The organism is Leucobacter aridicollis, from assembly GCF_024399335.1.
Classification (GTDB): Bacteria; Actinomycetota; Actinomycetes; order Actinomycetales; family Microbacteriaceae; genus Leucobacter; species Leucobacter aridicollis_A.
In genome coordinates, this window is the sequence record NZ_CP075339.1 from 606,451 (window position 1) to 631,667 (window position 25,217).

General features: G+C 64.4%; 13 protein-coding genes and 1 pseudogene. 5 read left to right on the plus strand and 9 right to left on the minus strand.

Annotated elements, in window-relative coordinates; all coding sequences use genetic code 11:
• Nucleotides 1-260 precede the first annotated feature (260 nt).
• A complete protein-coding gene (locus KI794_RS02650; protein ID WP_255809038.1) occupies nt 261-821 on the plus strand; it encodes a hypothetical protein in 561 nt (186 codons plus the stop codon).
• Nucleotides 818-8,971 (plus strand): Ig-like domain-containing protein, encoded by an 8,154-nt coding sequence (locus KI794_RS02655; protein ID WP_255809039.1) that lies wholly within the window; start codon nt 818-820, stop codon nt 8,969-8,971. The genes KI794_RS02650 and KI794_RS02655 overlap by 4 nt, the downstream gene beginning before the upstream one ends.
• Before the next feature lie 99 nt (nt 8,972-9,070).
• Here the strand turns inward: KI794_RS02655 and KI794_RS02660 are convergent, their stop codons facing one another.
• The gene (locus KI794_RS02660; protein ID WP_119282001.1) at nt 9,071-9,562 is read right to left on the minus strand and encodes an S-ribosylhomocysteine lyase; all 492 of its coding nucleotides are present in this window, start codon (nt 9,560-9,562) and stop codon (nt 9,071-9,073) included.
• 189 nt (nt 9,563-9,751) lie between these two features.
• Entirely contained in the window at nt 9,752-10,015 is a 264-nt protein-coding gene (locus KI794_RS02665; protein ID WP_119282002.1) for a hypothetical protein, read from the minus strand.
• A gap of 387 nt (nt 10,016-10,402) precedes the next feature.
• On the opposite strand from KI794_RS02665, the gene KI794_RS02670 reads away from it, so the two are divergent.
• Nucleotides 10,403-10,957: a phosphorylase family protein gene (locus tag KI794_RS02670; RefSeq protein ID WP_119282003.1), complete on the plus strand. Its 555-nt coding sequence runs from the start codon at nt 10,403-10,405 to the stop codon at nt 10,955-10,957.
• A 72-nt stretch (nt 10,958-11,029) separates the two neighbouring features.
• Here the strand turns inward: KI794_RS02670 and KI794_RS02675 are convergent, their stop codons facing one another.
• Entirely contained in the window at nt 11,030-11,299 is a 270-nt protein-coding gene (locus KI794_RS02675) for a hypothetical protein (RefSeq protein WP_255809040.1), read from the minus strand.
• A 25-nt stretch (nt 11,300-11,324) separates the two neighbouring features.
• Between KI794_RS02675 and KI794_RS02680 the strand changes: the two genes are divergently transcribed.
• On the plus strand, nt 11,325-11,840 hold the full coding sequence (locus KI794_RS02680; RefSeq protein WP_119282005.1) for a CGNR zinc finger domain-containing protein: 516 nt from the start codon (nt 11,325-11,327) through the stop codon (nt 11,838-11,840).
• A gap of 58 nt (nt 11,841-11,898) precedes the next feature.
• Here the strand turns inward: KI794_RS02680 and KI794_RS02685 are convergent, their stop codons facing one another.
• From KI794_RS02685 to KI794_RS02705, 6 genes and pseudogenes are all read right to left on the minus strand, one after another.
• On the minus strand, nt 11,899-13,038 hold the full coding sequence (locus KI794_RS02685; protein ID WP_255809041.1) for an AI-2E family transporter: 1,140 nt from the start codon (nt 13,036-13,038) through the stop codon (nt 11,899-11,901).
• 71 nt (nt 13,039-13,109) lie between these two features.
• A complete protein-coding gene (locus KI794_RS02690) occupies nt 13,110-14,087 on the minus strand; it encodes a TIGR00730 family Rossman fold protein (protein WP_255809042.1) in 978 nt (325 codons plus the stop codon).
• On the minus strand, nt 14,072-14,383 hold the full coding sequence (locus KI794_RS02695; protein ID WP_255809721.1) for a GNAT family N-acetyltransferase: 312 nt from the start codon (nt 14,381-14,383) through the stop codon (nt 14,072-14,074). The genes KI794_RS02690 and KI794_RS02695 overlap by 16 nt, the downstream gene beginning before the upstream one ends.
• Nucleotides 14,384-14,608: 225 nt before the next feature.
• Nucleotides 14,609-15,208, minus strand: a pseudogene (locus tag KI794_RS16255) (pirin family protein); the annotation flags it as partial.
• Nucleotides 15,209-15,223: 15 nt separating this feature from the next.
• Nucleotides 15,224-15,475, minus strand: coding sequence for a hypothetical protein (locus KI794_RS16260; protein WP_370647849.1), 252 nt, complete (start codon nt 15,473-15,475; stop codon nt 15,224-15,226).
• 22 nt (nt 15,476-15,497) lie between these two features.
• Nucleotides 15,498-15,953 carry a DUF3817 domain-containing protein gene (locus tag KI794_RS02705; protein ID WP_119282008.1) on the minus strand — a complete coding sequence of 152 codons (456 nt, stop codon included), beginning with the start codon at nt 15,951-15,953 and terminating at the stop codon, nt 15,498-15,500.
• Nucleotides 15,954-16,421: 468 nt separating this feature from the next.
• On the opposite strand from KI794_RS02705, the gene KI794_RS02710 reads away from it, so the two are divergent.
• Nucleotides 16,422-25,199, plus strand: a complete 8,778-nt coding sequence (locus KI794_RS02710; RefSeq protein ID WP_255809043.1) for a VWA domain-containing protein — start codon at nt 16,422-16,424, stop codon at nt 25,197-25,199.
• Nucleotides 25,200-25,217 lie beyond the last annotated feature (18 nt).

Below are 25,217 nucleotides of genomic sequence, written 5' to 3' on the forward strand. Positions count from 1 at the left end.
TTCGAATCGTAGAAAGCTCCCTCGCCAAGGCGGGGGAGCTTTCGCGTTACTCACTCCAAGCGGCTGAGTAGCGACTGAGTATCAGGGGGTCACCGTGCGGTGATGAACGATTGATGATTTTTCTTCACGCCTGAGAATTTCGTGTATAGAATCCCAATTAACTTGCTGTTTGTTGCCTTGCTATTTCGCTTGCGGTCGCCGTGAGTGACTGCGGTTTCCGCGAATCTGCTGTGGCTACATGAGCAGATTGGATGGGGGACATGACCGCAACGAAGCATCATAGCCACGGCGTTGCCGAAGCTGACGATTCACCGGGCGTCGTCGACGAGGCGCGTCCCGAGAGCATCGACGCTGGCACGCAGTCTGACGACTCGACTGCGACCGGTACTCAGTGCCGCACCAGGCGAGCAGTCATAGCGGGCGCCCTCGGGATCGGGCTCGTCGCGGGCGGTGGGATCTGGCTCGCCCTCCCACACGGCACAACCGACCCCCGCCTGCCAGCTGGATTTCCGACAACACAAGAGGTGCCAATCGCCGCGGGCGAGGTGACTACCTCGATACTCATCGGCTCGCAATGGCAGGTCGATTTGCATGTCGATGACTATGAGGCGCAGCTCGCCGCCATCGAAGACCTGCAAGGAGCCGGTTTTGCGCTCAAGGGCCAGCAGGGCTCTGGGCCAATCGGAACTGTGAGCGCGTTGAGTAGCGAAAGCCACTCAGCGCGCGTTGAGTTTGGACAAGACCACGACGGCAACTTCACAGTGAAGTACGTCGTCTCGGAGAGCCAGGGCGCTCCCCAGAACGAAGGGAACGCGAAGTGAGGATCACACATTCGGCAGGCACCCAGAGCTCCGGGCACCCGCATCGACGCCGAGAACAGCGAGCGCGCACCAGGCGGCAGCGGTTGGCCGGGGTCATCGTCGCGGCGCTTCTCGGCACCTCCGCCGCGGCGTTCGGACCGCTCGCGGTAGCGAGCCCGGCGCTCGCCGCCGGTACGCCCCACGGTGAGGTCGTCGGCATCGTCGAGTGGCCCGCAGACGCTGACCTCCACGCAGGTGGTGTGTGGGGCGGCGGCGACTTCAACCTGATCGTCGGAACGACAGGCACTCCGACCACGGCGATCAAGCGGTTCAACGTGAACGCCGCTGGAGGCCCGACAGGGACTCGCAACTCGTACAACCTTGGAGTCAGCGCGCACGCGGTGAACCCGGGCATCTATGCGACTGCGGGGTTGAACCTCGGCGGACGCTCAGCGGCATCGCCTGAGGCGCTCGCCCACTACGGCTTTGCGAACACGGTCTGGGTGGACTGGAGTCCGTCGACTGACAACGGCTCTGGCGAGAAGGGGAAGACATACTCGATCGAGATCCCGTCTCCCACGGTTGCCGAGGCCAACGCGGCCGGAAAACCGATTCACCGTGACTTCACCAACTCCTCGTGCGGTATGGAAGTGAACCCATACACGAGTGAGCTCGTCATTCTGAACAACTGTACGGCGAACGAAAACCGCGTGCAGTACCTCGTACTGAACCCAGGACCAGACGGCGATCCGTTGACGATGGAAGACAACAGCTTCGATTGGTTTGTCGCCAACCCCCTCACCGCCAACGGTGGCGCGGTCAGTGACATGACGATCGATGCGCTCGGCAACGTTTACAACTTCCTCTCGCCCGCAGTCGGGAGCGGCAGCATTGTGCGAACCGACGCCCAGACGGGGGCGGTTGCCACAGTCGGAACGTGGAATCAAGGGCCGTCAGAGCCTACCGGCATATACGAGTGGGTCTCCCTCGCGTTCCTCGACGGGAAAATGGTCGTACCGACGGGAAATATCAACTCAGGCCAGAAGCTGTTTGCAGTCGACCCGCTCACGGGCAAGGCCGAGGCGATTCCTGGCTACACGCCCGGACTTCTCAACCGCAACTACGTGAACTATGACGGAGCTGGTGTCGAGGGGGCCGTCGGCCTGCAGGGCAAGGTCGTAGACGTGAACGGGACCGGGCTCGCGAACCAGACGGTGGCGATTTACCAAGACAACGGCGATGGAACCGCGACGCTACAGGGCTCCCGGCCAACTGACGCGAACGGCGAGTATGCAGCGCTGCTGAACTGGTCAAACGGCGTTGGCTACGTGCGCGTCGTGCAGCCGCAGCTCACGACTGGCGCCGGCGCAACTGCTGAGGCCAAGAACGGTGAGGTCGTTGCCGCAGAGGTCGCAACCCTTGTGAACGACAACACGAACTCGATCGAAGTGTTGAACGAGGGCAACAACGGCGTGAACCCGCCGCTTGGAACCCCGCTCACCACAACGATCAGCGTTGCTGACACCGACGACCTCGTGAAGATCACGGGCAACAACGCGTCGGTGTTCTACACCGCAGACTTCACCGTCGCATTCGCTGGCTCGACCGCCGACCTCTCTCGGAACAGCCTGCTCAGCACAGACGCCACCGCGGGCAACGGGCCTCAGCACCTCAACGTTGCAGGGGATTCAAGCGGAGACCTGAGACTCGGCGCAACGAACGGCGAATATACTGTCGGCGCGACAGACAACAGCCACGCGAGCGATGATGGTGTGTTCTTGAACCTCGCGGGCGACACTCCGCTCGCGAAAGACCAGCTGTTCGCCAGCGGCCAGACCTACCCGATGCGTGCGGTGAGCGAGGGCGCGCAGGCGGCGAACGCGAAGGTAGGGGCGTGGCTCTCAGCCGCGGGCGCCCAGAACGCGAACCCGCGAGGTGCGTTCGGCGACGGAGTGTTCGGGACAGGAGCGACAGTCGATTTTGACCTCGTCTTCCCGTCGACCGCGGGCTTCTCGACGCTGCGCGTCAACTCCTCGCTCGCAGACGTCACGAAGCCAGACAACACGCTCGGCGAGTACGCGGCGACGGCCGCCACCTCAGGTACTAAGCCGTGGACGACGCCTGGCGAGGTCGAAGACTACGACGTCAAGACGGTCTCCTCGGTCGTTCGTGTGTCAGCCGAGAGCAGCGTCACAGGGTCGTACGCCTACACGCTGACGGGCGTGTCTACGACTGCGCCCTCGACGACAACTGCTGAGGTCGTTGTGAGTGACGCGGGTGAGACCACACCGTCGAGCACGGTGCACGAAGGCACTGTTGGCACCGACGTCGTTGTCAGCCCGACAGCGACACCGGCCGGAACTGTGCTCAAGTCGGCAAAGATCATCAATGCGCTCACGGGCGACGAGATCGGAGAGGCGACATTCACCTCGGCTGGTGTCGTGACGATTCCCGGAACTGCAGTCACGATGGGCTCCGACATCCGCGTGATCCTCACCTACAGCGAGGATCCATCCGCCGAGGACTCGACCCTTGAGCTCGCGCCCGCGACCGCCGAGGCAAACGGCACGAGTTCGATCACCGCAACCGTGACAGTTGTTGGCGGTGTCTCTGGTGAGCCGCTCGCGGGCCAGGTCGTGAAGATCGTTGCGGATCCGGCAAACGCCGACGTGACAGTGTCGAACGTCACCGACAACGGGGACGGGACCTACACAGCGACGATTACAAGCTCGGTGCCAGGCACGTATCCGATCGCCGCGACTGTTGAGATCGCCGGAAGCGACGAAGCGGTCTCGGGCTCGCCCGCAGACGCGGTCTTCACCGCCGGTGCACCGAGCGCAACCGAATCGGTATGGGAGATCGACAAGACGGGCCCCCTTCAGGCGGGGAGCGGCGCGGGCAGCACCTACACCGCAACCGCGACGGTGAAGGACGCAACCGGAAACGCTGTCGGTGCCGGGGTCGACGTGAGCTTCACCGTGCCCGCTGGGGTCAACGGGTTCACGGAAGAAACCGTTGTCGTCGTTCCGACTGACGCGAGCGGGGTCGCAAGCCTCGCGCTTGTCAGCTCTGTAGCTGGCGAGTATGTCTTCACTGCCGGACTCGGAGCTGAGCAGATCGGCGCAAGCGAGACGCGGGCGTGGACCGCGGCGGCAGCTGATACTGCGCATTCCGATTTCTCGGTGACGAGCGGGGTGAAGACTGCTGATGGGACCGCGCAGCACGTGTTGACTGCCGCGGTCGCGGATGAGTTTGACAACCCGGTTTCGGGTGAAGAAGTGACATTCACGCTCCCTGCGGGGGCTGAGTATGCGGGAACGACCGCGGGCACCTGGGTGTCAGGAACGACCGGAACGATTGTTGTTGCGACCGACGCTGCGGGTGCCGCGGCGATCGGGGTGACCTCGACGGCGGCAGCCACGTATTCGGTTGCCGGTGCGATCGGGGCCGGAGCGCTTCCGGGTTCGCCGGCCGATATCGAGTTCGGGGCTGGTGAGGTTGATGCTTCCGCTTCGAGCTGGGAGATCACGCCGGCTGGCCCGATTGCGGCTGGCGGGACCTACACGGTCACGGTGACCGCGAAGGATAGCTCGGGTAATCCTGTTGCCGGTGCTGACGTCGCGCTCACTCTTCCGGCCGATGTCACCATCGTTAGTGGCGGTGCTGCGACTGGAACTTCGGGTGCAGACGGCACTGTCGTTTTCGAGATCACGTCGACTGTGAAGGGCAGTCACGATGTCTCTGCAACGATCGGTGGTGACCCGGTTGGTGGGGCAGGGGCTGGTACCAAGTCTGTCGAGTTCACCGCGGCGGCAGCTGATACTGCGCATTCCGATTTCTCGGTGACGAGCGGGGTGAAGACTGCTGATGGGACCGCGCAGCACGTGTTGACTGCCGCGGTCGCGGATGAGTTTGACAACCCGGTTTCGGGTGAAGAAGTGACATTCACGCTCCCTGCGGGGGCTGAGTATGCGGGAACGACCGCGGGCACCTGGGTGTCAGGAACGACCGGAACGATTGTTGTTGCGACCGACGCTGCGGGTGCCGCGGCGATCGGGGTGACCTCGACGGCGGCAGCCACGTATTCGGTTGCCGGTGCGATCGGGGCCGGAGCGCTTCCGGGTTCGCCGGCCGATATCGAGTTCGGGGCTGGTGAGGTTGATGCTTCCGCTTCGAGCTGGGAGATCACGCCGGCTGGCCCGATTGCGGCTGGTGGAACGTACACGGTCACGGTGACCGCGAAGGATAGCTCGGGTAATCCTGTTGCCGGTGCTGACGTCGCGCTCACTCTTCCGGCCGATGTCACCATCGTTAGTGGCGGTGCTGCGACTGGAACTTCGGGTGCAGACGGCACTGTCGTTTTCGAGATCACGTCGACTGTGAAGGGCAGTCACGATGTCTCTGCAACGATCGGTGGTGACCCGGTTGGTGGGGCAGGGGCTGGTACCAAGTCTGTCGAGTTCACCGCGGCGGCACCTGACGCTTCTCAGTCAGCCATGACCGCAACTACTGGTGTCGTTACCGCGGATGGTACCGCGAGTCACAAGGCGACAGCGACAGTCAAGGACAGCTACGGAAATACTGTCGGAGCCGGTGTCACGGTGACGTTCACCTTCCCGGCGGACGTTGTGGGGGCCGGTGGCGCCTCGCCGCAGACAGTCGTCACGGACGCCGACGGAAAAGCAGCGCTTCAGCTGACCTCTGTGGTCGCCGGCACGTACGAGGTCGCGGCCACGATCGACGTTGCCGGCACGGCGACAGCGATCTCAGGATCGCCCGTGTCAGTTGAGTTCGGATCAGGCGGGGCTTCGGCAGCGAACTCCACCTGGGAGATCACTCCGGCTTACGGAACTGTGGCAGCCGGCGGCACCTACACCGCCAAAGTGACTGTGCGCGACGCGACTGACAACCTCGTCGAGGGTGAAGTCGTCACGTTTGAATTCCCCTCAGGCGTGAACGGGACTGGCGTGACGAGCGGGACAGCGACAACAGGCGCAGACGGTGTAGCCTCGTTCGAGCTCACCTCTGAGACAGCATGGGTTGACTTCCCAATCGCTGCACTCGTCGCAGGAACTGCTGTAGACCCAGCGACGATCCCGATCCAGTTCACTGCTGGCTCAGCGAGCCTCGAAACCTCGACGATTGTGGTCGATCCCACAACCATAGACGTCGGGTCTGAGCCGCCGGGGACCGCAACGGTCACCGTGCAGCTCAAGGATGCCTTCGGCAACGATGTCCACGACAACACTGCGACTGTCGTCATCGAGACGAGCGTAGGTACGATCACCGCGACGGCTGCTGCCGGGTCTGACACAGGCAGCTACACGGCTGAACTCTCGGGCACGACGGCTGACCTGGTAGACGGTCAGGCAACCACTGCTGATCTCTCGTTCACGGTTGACGGAGCGGAAGCAACTGCAACCGCAAGTGCGAAGCTCATCGACGATACGGCCCCGCTCGCGCCCACGGTCGACTCGACCGATGGTGGCGTGGTGACCGGTACCGCCGAACCCGGATCGACGGTTGTCATTCGTGACCCAGATACGGGCGACGTGCTGTGCGAGACGACGGCTGACCCGACAACTGGTGCCTTTGCGTGTGGCTCGGCAGACCAGCCGCTTCCACCAGGCAAGCACGAGGTTGTCGCAGTGGACCCGGGAGGCAACGAGTCTCCGTCAACGCCCATTACAGTGGCAAAGCCCCCCGTCGTCGATTCGACTGATGGTGGTGTCGTGACTGGTGAGGGTGAGCCTGGTGACACGATCGAGGTGCGCGATCCCGATACTGGCGAGGTGCTGTGCTCCACCGTTGTGAAGCCTGACGGCACATTCGAGTGTGGCCCGATTGAGGGCGGCGGCGACCTGGAGGTCGTGCAGATCGATCCGGAGGGGAACGAGTCGGCCCCGATTGAGATCACGGTGACGAAGCCGCCGAAGGTTGACTCCACCGACGGTGGTGTGATCACCGGTGAGGGTGAGCCTGGTGACACGATCGAGGTCCGCGATCCCGATACTGGCGAGGTGCTGTGCTCCACCGTTGTGAAGCCTGACGGCACATTCGAGTGTGGCCCGATTGAGGGCGGCGGCGACCTGGAGGTCGTGCAGATCGATCCGGAGGGGAACGAGTCGGCCCCGATTGAGATCACGGTGACGAAGCCGCCGAAGGTTGACTCCACCGACGGTGGTGTGATCACCGGTGAGGGTGAGCCCGGCGACACGATCGAGGTCCGCGATCCGGACACGGGCGAGGTGCTGTGCTCCACCGTTGTGAAGCCTGACGGCACATTCGAGTGCGGCCCGATTGAGGGCGGCGGCGACCTGGAGGTTGTGCAGATTGACCCGGATGGGAACGAGTCGGCGCCGATTGAGATCACGGTGACGAAGCCGCCGAAGGTTGACTCCACCGACGGTGGTGTGATCACCGGTGAGGGTGAGCCCGGCGACACGATCGAGGTCCGCGATCCGGACACGGGCGAGGTGCTGTGCTCCACCGTTGTGAAGCCTGACGGCACATTCGAGTGTGGCCCGATTGAGGGCGGCGGCGACCTGGAGGTCGTGCAGATCGATCCGGAGGGGAACGAGTCGGCCCCGATTGAGATCACGGTGACGAAGCCGCCGAAGGTTGACTCCACCGACGGTGGTGTGATCACCGGTGAGGGTGAGCCCGGCGACACGATCGAGGTCCGCGATCCGGACACGGGCGAGGTGCTGTGCTCCACCGTTGTGAAGCCTGACGGCACATTCGAGTGCGGCCCGATTGAGGGCGGCGGCGACCTGGAGGTTGTGCAGATTGACCCGGATGGGAACGAGTCGGCGCCGATTGAGATCACGGTGACGAAGCCGCCGAAGGTTGACTCCACCGACGGTGGTGTGATCACCGGTGAGGGTGAGCCCGGCGACACGATCGAGGTCCGCGATCCGGACACGGGCGAGGTGCTGTGCTCCACCGTTGTGAAGCCTGACGGCACATTCGAGTGTGGCCCGATTGAGGGCGGCGGCGACCTGGAGGTTGTGCAGATCGACCCCGATGGGAACGAGTCCGCTCCGATCGAGATCACGGTGACGAAGCCACCGAAGGTTGACTCCACCGATGGTGGTGTCGTGACCGGTGAGGGTGAGCCTGGTGACACGATCGAGGTGCGTGACCCGGACACTGGTGAGGTGCTCTGCTCGACGACGGTGAAGCCTGACGGGTCGTTCGAGTGTGGCCCGATTAAGGGCGGCGGCGACCTGGAGGTTGTGCAGATTGACCCGGATGGGAACGAGTCGGCGCCGATTGAGATCACGGTGACGAAGCCGCCGAAGGTTGACTCCACCGACGGTGGTGTCGTGACTGGTGAGGGTGAGCCTGGTGACACGATCGAGGTCCGCGATCCGGACACGGGTGAGGTGCTGTGTTCCACGACGGTGAAGCCTGACGGCACCTTCGAATGTGGCCCGATCGGTGACGGCTCATTTGAAGTTGTGCAGATCGATCCAGACGGCAACGAGTCGGCCCCGGTGCAGGTCATCGTGGATACAACTCCGCCGGCGCCCCCAGTTGTCAACCCGACTGACGGCAAGACTGTCGGCGGCACCGCTGAGCCGGGGTCAACAGTGACAGTGAAGGATAAGGACGGCAACGTCGTCTGTGAGACTGTCGCAGCGGCAGATGGCAAGTGGAGCTGCACGCTCGAGCCACCTGTGCAGCCGGGCACGTCACTGTCAGTCACCGCTACGGATTCGCACGGCAACGTTTCGGAGCCGACAGTGATCCAGGTCGGCAGCCCCTGGATGGAGCTGTCAGCCAAGACGCTGAAGCGCGGCGAGACTCTCGTCATCACTGGCCACTGGTTCGCGCCTGGCGAGAGTGTCGCGGGGTCGATCAAATCTGAAACCGTCGAGCTCGGTACTCAGGTCGCGAACGAGAACGGCGAGGTTGTGTTCGAATTCAAGATCCCAGCTGACTTCGAACTCGGCGACCACACCGCGTTCCTTGACGGGGCAGACTCCGAGCTCCTGCAGCTCCCGTTCGAGGTTGTTGCGGTGACGCCGCCGAAGCCTGACCCGGGCCTGCCGGGCACTGGCGGACAGCTGCCGTTCATCGGCGGCGCGGCGGCACTCCTGCTTCTCGCAGGCGGCGCGACTGCTCTCATCCTCCGGAGGCGGTCGGGTGCACGGGAATCGGCCTAGGAAGTAAGATGCGCAGCGTCGGAACACTGTTCCGACGCTGCGCATCTTGCTGCCAGTGGGGGAGCGGGTCGCCACTCACCGCGGCCGCGCGCGTGCTGGTTACGCGATGACGCTGCGGTCGAACGCGTCGACGCTGATGCCCTGTTCGAGCACCTGCTTCGACCATTCCTTGGCAGAGTGCAGGCTGTGATCTCGGTAGTTGCCGCAGCTCTCGGCGGTGGTGCCAGGCACGTCTTCCCACTCGACCTTCTCGACGAGGTCGGTCAGCGAGGACTTGATAGCCGACGCGACCTCCGCTGAGCTTGGCTCACCCCACACGATCATGTGGAAGCCCGTCCGGCAGCCGAAGGGCGAAATGTCGATGAGGCCGTCGAACCGTGTGCGCAGGAGCGCGGCGATTGTGTGCTCGATGGTGTGGAGACCGGCTGTCGGGATCTCGCCGGCGTTTGGCTGCACGAGGCGAATGTCAAAGTTCGAGATCGCGTCGCCCTTCGGGCCGCGTTCGACGCCGATGAGTCTGACGTACGGCGCGAGCACCTTCGTGTGGTCAAGGGCGAAACTCTCTACTGCGGCAAGCTCAACGTCACTCATGCCGCAAGTGTAGCCTCGCGGGTGGGGCGCGCAGCCGAATGTGACGCGCAGCTACGGGGCGACCGGAGTAGCACCCAGGAGGTGGGAACGCACATGCCCCGCCGATCCGGTCAGGATCGACGGGGCATTTCAAGCGGTTGCGCGGCTACGCGGCTGCGTCGCTACACGACCGGTGGTTGATCGGCTCGACTACGCGGCGCGGCTGAGCGCGATGCGCGCGTTGGTGCCGGCTGCTTCGACAGCGACGTCCCAGCCTGCCTTGTCCAGTCGGACGAGGTCACGGCGGGCGTCTGCGAGTGTGTCGGTCTCGACAACGTAGAGCGTGCGGCCCGCGCTGCGGTACACGGAGCGGTGTTGTGCCCACGCGGGAATCCGCATCTTTGCGCCTTCGCCGAGCGAGTGGTACGGAGTACGCGGCGCTGGGCGGATGGGGGTGATGTTCTGCGTATGCATAGTGATAGGTCCTTTCGAAGCCGCGTAGTCGTCATGACGAGCGGCGGTAATGAGCACGCTGTGCTGAGTGCAGACACATGTGCGTGCTTGGCCTCGATTGAGGCGGTCGATCCATGCGGATCTTGGTGAGCTGCTGCGCACTTCGCTGGAATGAAGACTGGCCCTGCACTGGACGAAATCGCGGTCGCTTGCAAGCTCTGTTGAATATCTTAGAACAAGTCTTCGAAAAACACCAGTGATGATTTCGCTTCGCTTGCGCAGCCCGCGCAAATCAGCGGCTGACTTTGCGCGATAGCCTTGGTTTCCGGGGCTTGCGATCGCGCCTGAGAGCACCGCTCGAAGCCCCCGCGCTGCAGCGTTTCGCCGCTTTGACTATGAGGAGACTTCATGACAGCCAACCGTACCTTGCTCGTGTTTGCCCACGGTGACGAGGCGTCTGCCTTCGCTGACGTGCCGCACCTGGTGACCGGCGTCGGCAAGATCAATGCTGCTGTGTCGCTCGCCAAGGAGCTTAGCGTCGGCGACGTGGGGCGCGTCGTCGTGCTCGGAACCGCAGGCGTCGTTGGGGAGGACACAGATCGGCTGTCTCTCGACACTGTGTACCAGGTGACCGCGCTCGTGCAGCACGACTTTTCGTTGCCGTCTGCGACTCTCATTCCGGGTGGGGATGTGCTGCTTGAGGAGACCGCCACCATGGCGACTGGGGACCAGTTTGTGAAGGACGACGCGCAGCGTGCCCACATTGCCGGCCTCGGTGCTCAACTCGTCGACATGGAGGGGTATGCCTACGGGGCACTGTGCGCCCGGTTTGAGGTGCCGCTGCAGGTGTTTAAGGTTCCGTCCGACTTTGCTGACAGCTCGACTACCGACGAGGAGTGGGACGAGATTGTTTTCACGAAGAGCCGCCAGCTGCGCGCGTTCTGGGAGGACCGTCTGCGCTAGGCGCCAAACCGCACGCCCATATGCGGGTTCCACGGCTGCCTGGTCCGCGAGGGCTGGCACCCGGTCAAGCGGTCATGCGTGCAACTGGTTGGGGGCGAGTGGGCGCAGTTCGACCCGATGCGCGCCGCAGCGAGCGCAGCGCACGTAGCGCACGATGCCCTCTGACGTCGAATGGTGCGACTCCGTGCGCCACGAGTGTTCGTGTGCGCGGCGGGCTTGTTCGGCTGTGTGCGAGGTCTGTGGGGCGCCTGAGCCGTTGGCGACAGGTTGAGTGCCAGGTTCGGCGGAAGTCGCGTGCGGGGTGGTACCGGGCTGGCGAGTGATTGGTGCGGTGGTGCTCATGAGACAAGCGTGATGTAATGCCCTTATGCATCTCAACCCTTACGGCACCTACGCTGTGCTGCTCGCGGCTTCGCTCGCCAACGACTGGCCGGTGGATCGCTCAGGGATCGAGGAGCGAACGCGCGAGTTCGGCATGACGATGCGCTTCGCCGTGGATGACGGAGACCATGCAGCGGTACGTGCCGTGATCGATGAATGGCTCAGAGTTGTCGACGCCGAGAACCCAGAGCGCCGCGCCGAGATTCTCAATCGGCAGATGGCCGACGCGGCCGCGTTTCCGCAGCTCGTGAACCACGACGGCGAGGGCTGGCACCTCCACTACCGCGACGACAGGCAATCACTCCCAGGGGTACTGCGCTCAGTGATCCCTGTCGGAACGGCCCTGCATCTCACGACGCGCGGAGTCACCCGACTTGGACGATGCGCGGCGGAACCGTGCACCCACGTGGTCGTCGATGTGACCCGCAATGGCAGGCAGCGCTACTGCTCGGTGCGGTGCGCAAACCGCGCGGCGGTTCGGCGGCATCGCGCCCGCGGCTAAACCCGGCGCACGTAGCTAGCGAAGGATCTGCCGATGGCACACCGTGCTCCGGCCGCAGCTAGTCGGCGGCTGGTCTACCGGATTCGGCGGTGAGGTTGTCGCCAGAAAGCCATCGCAGCCACCCCATGTTCGGGTCGCGCTCAAGGATGAGCGCGCGGACGAGGAGCGTCAGCGGGATCGCAAGGATGGCGCCGAGCGGTCCGATGATGAACGTCCAGAAGAGCACTGACACAAAGCTGAGCGTCAGGCTCAAGCTCACGGCGTCGCTGACGAACTTGGGCTGGATGAGCACCTGGAGCAGCACGTTCGCGACTGCATAGACCGCGACCACCGCGAGCATCAGCGGCCACCCACCGACAACGAGCGCGAGAATTGCGGGCGGCACGAGGCCGAGCACGAAGCCGATGTTCGGAACGAAGTTCGTAACGAACGAGAGGATGGCCCACACGAGGGGAGCTGGGATGCCGAGTGCCCAGAGGGCGAGACCATCGACGACCGCGACGAGGAGACCGAACGCCGCGTTCACGACGTAGTAGCGGCGCACGTTGCTGTTGAAGTTTGCGAAGCGCCGCACGCGAGGGCCGGCCGACGGCCCAAACTCTCGCGTGGCCCGTGCGAAGCGGCCGGCGTCGGCAGCCATGAATATCGCGTAGGCGAAGATGAAGAACAGCGCCGTCAGCACGCCAAGGATACTGCTACCAAGCGATGTCGCGTACTGGACAATCGTTGACGGCGTGAGCACCGAGGTGATGGCGTCGGTGAACTGATCGCTCAGGCCCAGCGAGGTGAAAAACTCGAAGAGCGCGTCGGCAGTTGCCCGCAGGTCTGCGCTGTAGGCGATGACGAGCTGCGTGAACTCGGCAGTCGCGAACGCAAGCATGGCGGCGAGCACAAGCAGGATCGCCCATGAGAGCGCAACGACGACCGATGTCGACACCCAGCTCGGCACGCCGCGGCGGTCGAGCGGGCGCCGCACCGGCGAACAGATGATGACGATCACCGCTGCGAGGGCGAGCGGGCCAATCACCTCGCGCGCAAACGACACCCCAGCGAGCACGATGACGGCTGCCGCGAGACCGAGCAGCACGGTGAGCGAAGGGGGTATGCCAGTGTGTGTGCGTACCGGCGCCAGGGAGGCTGGCGTCTCCGCGTGTGCGGGCGAGGCGCTGGGATGAGGCTGGTGCGCAGCGTCGTTCATGCACTCAGCGTAATGGAAGTTACGCCGGCTGCGTCAGGAAAGCGGCTACTCGGCGAGATGAGAAATTGCGGCTACGACCACTTGGGCCGCGGTGGCTGCCACTCGCCGATCTTCGCGAAGAGCTCGGCCGGCTCGGTCGCGACGATCAGTGCGCCCCTTGCCTCAGGCTTTGAGAACCCAGCGTCGACCATCGCGTCGATCGCGCCCATGAGCGGCTGCCAGTATCCCTCGATGTCGTAGAGCGCCACAGGCTTCGTGTGGATGCCGAGCGTCACCCACGTCCACACCTCGAAGATCTCCTCGAGGGTTCCTGGGCCACCCGGAAGCGCGACGAAGGCATCGGTGAGTTCAGCCATTCGGCGCTTGCGATCTGGCATCGACGCAACGACCTCAAGACGGGTGAGCCCCGTGTGTCCGGTCTCGCCGTTGAGCAGCGCTTCCGTGATGACGCCGAACGCGCTGCCTCCTGCGTCGAGCACGGCGTCGGCAACAGTGCCCATGAGGCCGACCTTGCCGCCACCGTAGACGAGTTCGATGCCCGCTCGCGCCATCGCACCGCCGAATTCGCGCGCACCAGTGGCGAAGGCGTCGGAGTTACCGAACGCCGACCCTGTGAACACCGCAAGGCGCTGCGCTGGGCGTTCGGGTCGTGCGAGGGCTGGGAAGATGTGCTCGATGTTGAGCGGCGCCATCGCGGGGTTCTCTTCGTGTGGGTCTGCCCATTCGAGATGTTCAATCTCGGCGAGTGGGCGGTCAACCGCGACGTAGGGATGCTCGAACACGTGCGCGATGACGTCGCGCTCGGGCTCGTTGGCGGCTGGGGAGCGGAACTGCCCGAGGCCGCGAAGACGGAGCGGATCGAGTTCCACTCCGAGTTCCTCTCGGAACTCGCGGATTGCGGTGTCTCGGGGATCCTCGCCGGTCTCCGGTTTTCCGCCGGGAAGCATGAGCGAATCGGTTCCGCGCTTTCTGACGTTGAGGACCCTGCCCTCAGCGTCGCGAATGACGACAGCGCTGACCCGAATGGGCTCGGCTAGGTGTTCGGCCAATCGACGATCTCCTCGTACTCGGGGTGCTTCTTCAGCCACGCCGACACGTAGGGGCAATACGGAACGATGCGCATTCCAGCGGCGCGCGTGTCAGCCATGGCTTCAGTGACAAGCGTACCGGCGAGGCCGCGGCCGCCGAACTCGGGGCTGACCTCGGTGTGAACGAACGCGCGGGCGTTGCCGCGAGCTGGCACCCGGTACTCAGTGAAGCCGGCGAGCGTCTCGCCGAGGTAGATGGCGTACCGTACGTCGTCGGGCTCGTGCGCGACTCGTACCTGCTCTGGTGCTTCGGACATGGGCGCCTCCTCGGAAGACTGTTGCGATTGTGAACTTGAAGTTGCGCCGCTGTTTGCCGTTGCGAGCGTCACTGTTGTGGCAGGAAGCGGGCCGAGCTTGCTCCGCGGCACCAGCCGCGCTGTCGGCAGCTCTGGTGCGGGAAGTGGTGGCTCTGGCTCGTCATCTGGCAGTCCGAACCGATCAGCGGCGTCGGGTTTCCGGGTGCTGATCGTCTCCTGCCACGCGTCGCGTGCGGCGGCGACCTCCTCGTGGGAGCCGCCGATGAAGTTCCACCACATTACGAGCTCGTCCTCGAATGGCGCGCCACCGATGAGGAGGAGGTGTGCGCCGTCTGCTCCAGCGGTGATCGTGAGCTCAGCGCACCCGGCAGCGGCAAAGCCGAGGTCATTTGCGCGGAGCGATGTACCTTCGGCCTTGTCAGGTGAGAGCGTTGCCGAGCCGGTGTCAACGAGCAGACCGTGCTCGTGGGTCGGCTCAACTTCGAGAGTGAGGCTCGTTCCCGCCTCGAGGGTGAGCTCGGCCCCAACGAGCGGCGTGTGTGTCTCGACGGGGGAGTGCTGCCCGAGCAGCGAGCCGAGGAACACCTGAGCCGTGTAGCCGTCGCCGGTGAGAAGCGGTGGCACGTAGTGGTCGAACCGCTTTGCGATGCCGCGCGCGTGTGCGGGGAGCGCGATCCAGAGCTGTGCGCCGTGCAGCAGTGTGGTGTCGGGGGTTGAACGCTCGGAGTGGCTGATTCCTGAGCCAGCGGTCATGAGATTCAGCTCGCCGGGGCGAACCATCGCGTGGTTGCCCGCGCTGTCGCGGTGCTCGATGGTGCCCGAAAAGAGCCAACTCGCGGTCTACAGTCCCGTGTGGGGATGTGCGCGAACCTGCATGCCGCCTGACTCTGCGACATCATCGGGGCCGTAGTGGTCGAGAAAGCACCAGGCGCCGATGAGGCTGCGACCCCGCTGGGGGAGTGTGCGGCGCACCGGCATGCCTCGGAGGCCGCCAAGCGGCACCTCCCTCGGTTCAAGTACCTCTACAGCGCCCGCGGTGCCTGGGCCTGCAGCGCAGACAGTTTCTTCGGGCTGTGCCTCAAGATTGCTCATGATTGTGCTCCTTTTGGAGATCCTAACCCTTGGGCACCGGGGGGCCCAACCAGAGGAGTACAAGGAACACAATCACCACGAGGATCGCGATCAGGCCGATCGAGAGGATCGGTCGACGCAGGATCCACGCCTGGACATGCTCAACGAAGCCGCTTGGGGCTTCGCCGCCGGGGGCGAGGCGCCAAGGGCCGGCAAGGAGGCCGCGCTTGTCGACGGCGCGTTCGAACGGGTAGGTCGCAAATGGCACGATTGCAAGGAGCAGGCCGGTGATGCCGAGACCGGGCTTCCAGCGCTGGTTGATCCACACAAACACTGTCGAGACACAGTAGGCGAGAAATACGAAGCCGTGAATGCCGCCGGCGATCGGGACCGCGCCGGCGGTGATACCAGTCGCCCTGAGGATGAGCGCGGCGATCAGGCCGGCCCAGGTGATGACCTCCGCGGTCGCGAACAGGCGGAACAGATTTCTTGGGCTCATAGTGCTCCTCATCTTGCCCGATCGAGGTTGGGAACTTCCTCGATTCGCCATTGGTAACGATCTTGACACGCCGACCACTTCCGTAGAGACTTCAGAGGCGAGTTCTGCTGGGCGGAACGCATGAACTGAACCACTCAGTTCCGAGCTGCGGAACTGATTGTGTGTTGATGAAAAGTCCAGTTCAGGTTTGATTTCAATGGGCAACTACCGCCAATGTGGGTGAGTATCGGAGACATCTGTCACGCTTGCCAGTCATCGAATGTTCATCGACAAGGCAGAATCGTCGGACTTGATTTTGTGAATCCTGACGCTTATCGTCAACGAGTACGCTATGGGTTCTCTGGGACCCAACGATTACTGCAGCATCATTGGGGACGGGGAATTCGCATGTCACGACGGGGTCAGCAATTTCGATTGGCGGGAGCGTCTGCCAGAGCGCGAAGGCGGAGCATTGGTCGCCTGGTTGCGATGGTGCTCGCGGGCGCGGTGATTTACACGGGTCTGCCGACAGCGGCATACGCCGTGACAACGCCCCCCGCTGATCAGCCAACAGTCGAGACAACCGGGCCGGAAACGACGGAGGCGCCGGAGACCGACCCAGGAACTGACTCGGGAACCGAGACAGGCGAGACACCGCCCGCAGCTCCCGTTGTTCCAAGCGACGAGGAAAGCACGCCGGAACCCCAGGCGGAGGCGCCGAGCGACGACGGTTCCGCGGGAGGCGAAGCCAAGGCGGCTGCCCCGCGAGCTGCAGCGGCAGACATCGCGCCGGCTGCTGTTCCGACGCTCAACGGCGGCCCCGGCGTTGGCACCGCACCCGGGGCCTCCGAGTGGCTGATCCAGATCGCCGCGACAGGCGACAGGAATGGACTGAACAGCCGTGAAAACCTTGCAGGCGTCGCCTTCAGCGCATTCCAGGCGACCAGCCTCACGAACGTGACGAACCAGACTGCCGTAGCGACATGTACGACCGACGCGACGGGCCAGTGCTGGATGAAGGTGCCAACACGGGGATCTGGATCGAGTTCCCCCGGATACCTCGTGAGGTCAGTCGAAGCGCCTGGCGGCTGGTCGATTCTCTCCACGATGAACACCTCATCAAATGGCCTCTCGGTCGGCACGGCGGAGCCCTACAGCTTCTACACCGGGGCGGCGCGCAGCGGCGGCTCGGCCGCCGACCGGACCTTCAGGCCCCCGACAGGCTCGAGCCTCCGCGCGAGCTCCGGTACCTGGTCGAGCGTGCGCAACAACCCGTCGATCCCCGCCGAGTGTGGCATCGACGTTGCCCTGCTCGTCGACCTCTCGACATCGGTCTCACAGACGAGTGGTGCGCTCCAGCAGATCCGTAACGCATCCTCGGCAGTCGTGAGTGCGCTCACAGGCACCCCATCGCGAGTCGCCCTCCACACCTTCGGAACCATGTCGCCGGCGCCAGGGGCAAACAACAGCTTCTTGGGCCTCACAAGCGTCGCGACTGCGGCCCAGGCCCAAACCGTGAAGGACAAGGCAAACGGCCTCACAATCAGCAGCTCGACCCAATACACGAACTGGGACGCCGGCCTCTGGTCACTGAACACAATGGCGCCACAACTCGACGCCGTCATCATGATCACCGACGGTCTTCCCACCGTGTACGGTCAGAACGGCGACGGCGCACGGGCGACGCGTTTCTTCGAGATGGAGAACGCGATCGCGTCAGCGAACGCCATCAAGGCCCAGAACGTGAAGATTATGGCGGTCGGAGTGGGCCTCGGGGTCTCTGGAGACTCCTACAATCTCCAGGCCATCTCTGGCCCGACAGCTAACTCCGACTACTATCAAGTGAGCAACTGGAACAATCTCGAGGCCCAGCTCCGGGCCCTCGCCTCCGCAAACTGTGACGGCACGGTGAACGTCGTCAAGCAGGTCATTCCAGTTGGCGGGACCGTTGCCAACGCGCAACCGAAGAACAACTGGGGCTTCACCGCACAGACGGGTGCCGCCGCGGTTCGCATCGACGAGGTCGGAACGACGTTCGCGACGACTGCTTCCGGGCTGACGGGGGCGACCGGTGTGCTCGGCTTCCGCTCGAACTTTGAAGGTACGACTCAAGCCAACCGGCGCATGAGCGTGACCGAGACACTTGGCCTCGAGCACACGCTCGCGCCGCAGAACGGTAAGAACGCAGTCTGTACGCGAACCGACACTGGCGCGAGCGTGGCAGTCACAAACATTGACAGTCCGACGAATCCAGGCTTCAGCGTCGACCCGATCCAGAACGCAACGGTGACCTGCACGATCTACAACCAGGCGCAGGACAGGTCTGCGCAGCTGCGCGTGGACAAAGTGTGGAAGATCGACGCTGACGGAGACGGCACCTTCGAAGAAGTGACCGACCCGAACGTTGCTCCCACGGCAATCCCCGGGCTCAGCGCAGGCCTGCAGCTCAGCGACAACACCAGGCTTCCAGGCGGAGTCGTGAACTTCGGCCAGACAGTCTCAAACCTTGCGCTCGACTCGACAGTTGCGGTCACTGAGACAGTGAACGGACTGCCGCCGCTCTGCACGAACACTGCAACGTTCACTCCCGAGCTCCCAGGCGGCAAGGTGAAACTCACGCTCGCGAGCGACCAAGGCGTGAACGCCGTCACCATCACCAACACAGTGACGTGTGAGACGAAGCTCACTCTCGAAAAGTCGGTTGCCGACGGCGAGACCCCCGCAACCGACTGGAACCTCGACGCGATCGCCCCAGGCGGTGCGGCCACTGGCCCCTCGGGAGTCTCGGGCTCAGGCGCTGCGACGGCGGCAGTGACCCCTGGCGTTGTCTACCCGCTTGCGGAGGAGGCGCTGACCTCGGCAGCGAAGAAGTACACGCAGCAGTGGCGCCCGACGCTACAGAACCAGTGGGGCGCGAACCACGGCGCCGGTTCGACAGGCTCGTGGGTCTGCGTCGCGGCAACCTCAGTTGTCGATGGAAACCCGGTGTGGGCAAGCAACCAGAGCGACGGCCGTAACGGCGGCGTGACCGTGCAGCCCGGTGGCTGGATGAAGTGCACCGCAGTGAACGAGCCGAAGCCAACACTGCAGCTCGTCAAGCAGGTGCAGATCGACGACGAAGTCGAGATCGTGCCTGTCGGCGACGAGCGCTGGACGCTCGGCGCGAGCTGGACCGCACCCGTCGCAACCGGTAACGACGGAAGCGCGATCACACCGTACCCGGCAACCCAGGAGGCGCTCTCCGGCGCGGGCGGCTTCGCCGCGACCGAGGTGTTGCCAGGCGAGTACTCGCTGACTGAGTCTGCGGCGACCGCCGGGTTCGAGAACGGCACTGCCTTTTCGTGCGTCGTGAACGGCGACGAGCCAAAGCTCATCGACGTCGACTCAGACGACACGCTCCACCTCGGGGCAGGTGACAATGCAGCCTGCACGATCGTGAATACGGCGCTTCCGTCGCCGCTCACAATCGAGAAGAGCGACGGCACCGTCGCGCAGCTCGCCACCGGCGACTGGCAAATTGACTACACAATCGCGGTGAAGAACCCCGGCCAGGTAGCGAGCACCTACACGCTCACTGACACCCCGGATCTGGGGGCAGGATTCACAGTTGTGTCGGGGAACTGGGTGGGCGCACCTGCGCCCGTCGCCGACAAGCCGATTGCGGCCGGCGCGACGCACGAGTACACGTACCGAGTGATCGCGAGCTTTGACAGCTCGACCGAAGAACCGTCGCTGACATGCGATCCTGAGCAGGGCGGTGCGTTCTTCAACACCGCCACGATCGCATTCCCCGGCGGCGAGGCAAGCGACTCCGGTTGTGGCGAACCTGCCACACCGACCGTTGAGAAGACCGCAGCTCAGCCAGTGCAGAACGCAGACGGGTCCTGGACGATCAACTACAAGATCGTGGTGACGAATCCGTCAGACATCCCCCTGGGTATCGACCTTGCTGACACGCTTGGCGAGCTTCCCGATGGTGCGACGTTCGAAGCGCAGAGCGTGAGCAGCACTGGCGGAACCCTGACGTCCGCCTGGAACGGCAGTGGCGCCCTCGTCACCGACGCCCTCGTCCCGCCGAACGGCGCACTCACCGCGACAGTGACGATCAAGTTCGTCTTCCCGGCAAGCACAGACGCCGCCGCGCTGGTGTGCGACGAGGGCGGTGAAACGGGGCTCTGGAACACCGCCGTCGTTGATAACGGCATCGGCACTGACGAGTCGACTGTCTGTTCGGAGATCCCGTCGGGTAGTGCAGACATCACGAAGACGGTGAACCGTGTGTCGCAGCTTGCAGACGGCACGTGGGAGATCGTCTACGACGTGACCGCGAGCAACCTGCTCAGCCCGGTGACTGCGACTTACTCCCTTGCTGACACGCTGAAGTTTGGCGGCGACATCACCGTGAACACAGCGACATGGGCTGGCCCTGCAGGAACGACAGGTGCGTTTGATGCAGCCGGTACCGCCACGCTTGCCACGAACCGCGCGCTTGCCGCAGGTGCGCAAGATAAGTACACGGTCTCTGTAATCGCGAGCATCGACCCGGCTGCGTGGGCGGCCGAGGAATCGACACTCACCTGCGAGTCAGACGGATCAGCCTCGGGCTTCCTGAACACTGCAACGCTCACCGTTGGCGGAAAGACGACAGACGTGCGTGCGTGCGCTGAGCCAGACCTGCCGACAGTGGCGAAGACCGCGGTCGGCGCCGAGCAGGATGCGACCGACCCTGAACTGTGGCACGTGAGCTACACGCTCACAGTCACGCCAGGATCAGCTGACTCCTTCTACTCGCTCACTGATACGCCGGCGTTCGCTGACGGGGTGACACTCGGAGCTGGAACTGCGCAGCGGACAGACACCGACCCTGCCGGCGCCGCGGTGGGCATCACGAGTGGTGAAAAGTTCACCGCCGACCCGGTGGCGATCGCCGCAACCGACGAGCCGCACACGTGGCTCGTGAGCTGGGAAGCACGTCTTGGTGACGTCGCCACCGCAGACGCAGCGTGCGGCGAGCCAGAGTCGGGCTTCTTCAACTCGGCTGCACTCGTGCAAGGCGACGACGTCGTGAGCGAGAGCGACGCGTGCATCCCCGTGCCGAAGCCAGCCGACCCGACAGTCACGAAGAACGTCACGTCGGCGAGCCAGGAGCCGAACGGCGACTGGACAGTCACCTACGACCTCACCGTGACGCTCCCCGCCAAGGGCGAGTTGAACCGCGACGGTCTTTCGGCAAAGTACAACCTCAGCGACACACTCGCGTACGGTGCCGGCATCACCGTGCAGTCGGCTGCGTGGACCGGGCCGGCGGGCGCCGAGGGCGACTTCGATGACACGACGTGGTCGGCGAACCTCGCAACCGGGGCGACAATCGCCGCGGGCGAGACGCTCACATACACTGTGACAGCCGTCGCACGGGTCACCGGCGAGGCTGTAGAGAACGGTACGACCGAGTGCGTCACCGAGGGTGACTCAGGTGGCTTCCTCAACACTGCGAAGCTCGTCTCCGGTGGGAAGACAACCCCTGTGGAGGCCTGTGCAGAGCCTGAGCTGCCAACACTCACGAAGACCGCGGTTGGCGCAGTGCAAGACGAAGCCGATCCTGATCTCTGGAGCGTGAGCTACCTGCTCACCGTGACCCCGAGCGGCTTTGACGCCTCCTACACGCTGACGGATACCCCCGACTTCGCGGCGGGCATCCAGCTCGGCGATGGAACCGCCCAGCGCACTGACACCGACCCTGCGCAGGACGCGTTCGCGATCTCCTCGGGCCAGCCGTTCAGCGTTGGACCGACAGCGATCGGCGCCGGCGACGCACCCCACACGTGGCTCGTCACGTGGGAGGCGCGAGTCGGAACGGACGTCTCCGGCGAGCTCAACGAGTGCGAGGGCCCAGGAACCGGGTTCTTCAACACCGCAGAGCTCACGCAGGGAGAGACAGTCATCGACGACGACAGCGCGTGCGCGCCAGTCGAAGATCGGGTCTACCCGCAGGTCTCGAAGACGGTGACGCAGACCGCGCAGCAGCCAGACGGTAGCTGGACGATCGACTACGATCTCGTCGTGACCCTCGCACCAAAGGGCGAAGCGAACCCGGCAGGCCTGTCGGCAAAGTACGACCTCACCGACGTTCTCGCCTACGGCGCCGGCATCGACGTGAAGTCGGCATCGTGGACGGGTCCAGCCGACGCCTCGGGCGACTTCGACGCGGCCGACTGGAGCGCGAGCATCGCGACAGGCAAGGGAATCAAGGCGGGAAGCACGCACACCTACAAGGTGAGCGTCGCGGCTGAGGTGCCAGTCGGCGCCCTCGAGGAAGGCGCGGGTGAGTGCCTCACCGGCGGCGAAGCTGGCGGATTCTTGAATACCGCGAAGCTCGTCTCTGGCGCTGTGACGACACCTGTCGAGGCCTGCGCAGAGCCTGACCTGCCAACGATCACGAAGACCGCGGTTGGGGCTGAACAGGACGCGATGGATCCTGAGCTGTGGCGCGTGAGCTACACGCTCACCGTCACCCCGAGCGACTACGACTCGTCGTACACGCTCAGCGATACCCCTGAGTTCTCGGGTGGCGTCACCCTCGGTGACGGCACCGCGCAGCGCACCGACACCGACCCGGCAGGGGCGGAGCTCGGGATCGCCGCTGGCGCGCCGTTCAGCGAAGAGCCCACTCCAATCGGTGCCGGCGATGCACCCCACACGTGGCTCGTCACGTGGGAGGCGCGCGTCGGGGAAACGACCGCTGCGGCCTGTGAGGGCCCCGGAACCGGGTTCTTCAACACCGCGGCGCTCTCCCAGGGCGACACAGTCATCGGTGACGACACCGCATGCCTGCCTGTTCCAGACGCTGTGACGCCGCAGGTCTCCAAGACTGTGGCGGGGGCGATCCAGAATGCTGACGGCACGTGGAGGATCGACTACAACCTCGTGGTCGCGCTCGCCGCGAAGGGCCAGGACAACCCTGACGGGCTCGCCTCGAAGTACGACCTCAGCGACGTGCTCGCCTTCGGAGACGGGATCGACGTGAAGTCGGCCTCGTGGACAGGGCCAGCGGGCGCGCGAGGAGACTTCGCTGAGGCGACTTGGAGCGCAGACATCGCGAAGGGTGCAGCAATCGCGCCGGGCGCGACCCACGAGTACAGGGTCTCCGTCGTCGCCGATGTGACTGCCGCAGCAATCGAGTCCGGCTCCACTGCGTGCGCGACCGAGGGCGGGGACGGCGGGTTCCTGAACACCGCTGAGCTCACCTCCGGCGGCGACACGACGCCAGTCACGGCCTGTGCAGAGCCGATCTTCCCGACAATCGAGAAGACTGGCGCATCATCGGTCGACAATGGCGACGGAACGTTCGACATCGCCTACAACGTTTCGGTGACATACCCGGAGATCGAATCGGGCTACCCGCTTGGCGTGAGCTTCTCGCTCGCCGACGAACCGCAGCTCCCAGCTGGCGTCGAGACCGTCGGCGGCTGGTCCGCGGCAGCGGCGAACAGCCAGACCCCAGCTCCGCAGAACCCGCGCCGCCCGGCGACTGGCGAGTGGAGACTCGTGGACGGAGCACAGTTTGTCAAGGAGAACGGCGAGTCATCGATTCCAGAGTTCGACTACCTCGTCTCGGCTACCGTCAAGGTGGTTCCCGGCGAGCTCGGTGAGCCAGGTGTCTGCGAAGACACCGAGGGTACCGGGATCGTTGTTCCGAACTTCGGAATCGTCACCTCTGGCGGATTCTCAGCCGAGGATGGCGGTTGCGTGACTGTGAACTTCAGGGACGTGGGCATCGAGAAGACTGCGGTGCTCGCAGAGGGTGAAACCTCGGTGCAGCCAGGCGACTCGTTCGACTACGTGCTCACTGTCACGAACCACGGCACCGCCCCGGCGACTGACGTCAAGGTGACAGACTCCGACGTCAACGAGCGGCTGAGAATCACGGGTCTCACAGTCGACCCCGACGTCGCGTGGACGGAGGCCCCCGGATACGAGGGCAACGATGTCGAGCTCACGATCGGCGAGATCGGTATCGGCGAATCAGTCGACGTGCGCATCAGTGTCGAGTTCCTCCCAGCAGCGAACCTGCAGACGGAACCGATCCTGCAAGGTTCGCCGGCTCCCGCCGCGCCCGCGGCGCTCGACGAACTCACAAACACGGCGTGCGTCGAGATGGCAGGCGACTCGAATGCAAACAACAACTGCGACGAGGCAGAGATTCCCGTACGGGATCTCACGGCAACCGTCTACACGCTCTGCGTGGCTGACGCGCCGATGCTTGGCTGGTCGGTTTCGAAGTCAGCGCTGCTTGAGGACAAGCCGGTGAACTTCCGGTGGACTCCAGACGGGGCGACTGCAGAAACGGTACCGGCTGAGGTGACGCTCACCGAGCCCGGTGGAAGCACGAGCTGGACCTCCACACAGGCATGGCCTGGATCGGCATTCACACCGTCAGGTGTCAGCATCGACTACCCAGGATGGCGTGCACTCAAGGCGTCCGACTTCGCCGCAGGAGGTGGCTACCTGCTGCCAGGCACCTCGACAGTCATGACTCCGGCGCAACAGGCAGAGTTCGTGTTCAACGGGTTGATCCTCGACCCGAGCGAGCTTGACTTCTCCTGGCGCGGTGACACGACGATTCAGTTCTCGGTCAACCCCGAGCTGACGTTCAACGCGAGCTACCCGCCGGCAACCGCTGGCTGTGGCGTCGCGCGCCACTCGCAGGTCGAGATTGAGAAGGACGCGAGCGTCACACGCACGCAGCCGGGCAAGTCGTTCGACTACACCCTCGCGGTGAAGAACGTGAGCGATGACAGCGCCGCCGAGGGTGTCGTCGTCACCGACAAGATCCCAGCCGATCTGAAGGTCGACTCGGTCGAGTGGGCAGGCAAGGGCAACGCCGACACCTTCCCGAACTGGAGCGAGTGCGATGTGACTGGCAAGGACCAGCGAGGCTACGGTGGAACGCTCCGCTGCGAGCTCTTCGGTCCGCTGCAGCCGAAGGGATCTGCCGAGGGAGCCTCCGATGCACCAGAGATCAGACTCGGTGTGACAGTTAACGCCGGATCGAATCGAACCGACGTCACGAACACCGCGACGGTGGATTACCACACGTTCGGTGACCCGGATGACTCGGGCCGGGACTCAGACAGCGCCACGGTGCTGCTGTGGGGCCTGCCTGTCACTGGCGCGCAGCTCGGGAGCATTGGCGGAGTTGCTGGCGGACTCCTCGTGCTCGGCGGGGCCCTGCTGCTCTGGCGGAAGAAGCGCGGCGTGACACCCTAGCCACCTGACCCGCAGCGC

Bases quoted from the DNA above. Each gene is read 5' to 3' on its own strand.
- KI794_RS02695 (WP_255809721.1), bottom strand. From the start codon at position 14,383: ATGTCCGAAGCACCAGAGCAGGTACGAGTCGCGCACGAGCCCGACGAC.
- KI794_RS02670 (WP_119282003.1), top strand. From the start codon at position 10,403: ATGACAGCCAACCGTACCTTGCTCGTGTTTGCCCACGGTGACGAGGCG.
- KI794_RS16260 (WP_370647849.1), bottom strand. From the start codon at position 15,475: ATGAGCAATCTTGAGGCACAGCCCGAAGAAACTGTCTGCGCTGCAGGC.
- KI794_RS02660 (WP_119282001.1), bottom strand. From the start codon at position 9,562: ATGAGTGACGTTGAGCTTGCCGCAGTAGAGAGTTTCGCCCTTGACCAC.
- KI794_RS02685 (WP_255809041.1), bottom strand. From the start codon at position 13,038: ATGAACGACGCTGCGCACCAGCCTCATCCCAGCGCCTCGCCCGCACAC.
- KI794_RS02675 (WP_255809040.1), bottom strand. From the start codon at position 11,299: ATGAGCACCACCGCACCAATCACTCGCCAGCCCGGTACCACCCCGCAC.
- KI794_RS02705 (WP_119282008.1), bottom strand. From the start codon at position 15,953: ATGAGCCCAAGAAATCTGTTCCGCCTGTTCGCGACCGCGGAGGTCATC.
- KI794_RS02680 (WP_119282005.1), top strand. From the start codon at position 11,325: ATGCATCTCAACCCTTACGGCACCTACGCTGTGCTGCTCGCGGCTTCG.
- KI794_RS02665 (WP_119282002.1), bottom strand. From the start codon at position 10,015: ATGCATACGCAGAACATCACCCCCATCCGCCCAGCGCCGCGTACTCCG.
- KI794_RS02650 (WP_255809038.1), top strand. From the start codon at position 261: ATGACCGCAACGAAGCATCATAGCCACGGCGTTGCCGAAGCTGACGAT.
- KI794_RS02710 (WP_255809043.1), top strand. From the start codon at position 16,422: ATGGTGCTCGCGGGCGCGGTGATTTACACGGGTCTGCCGACAGCGGCA.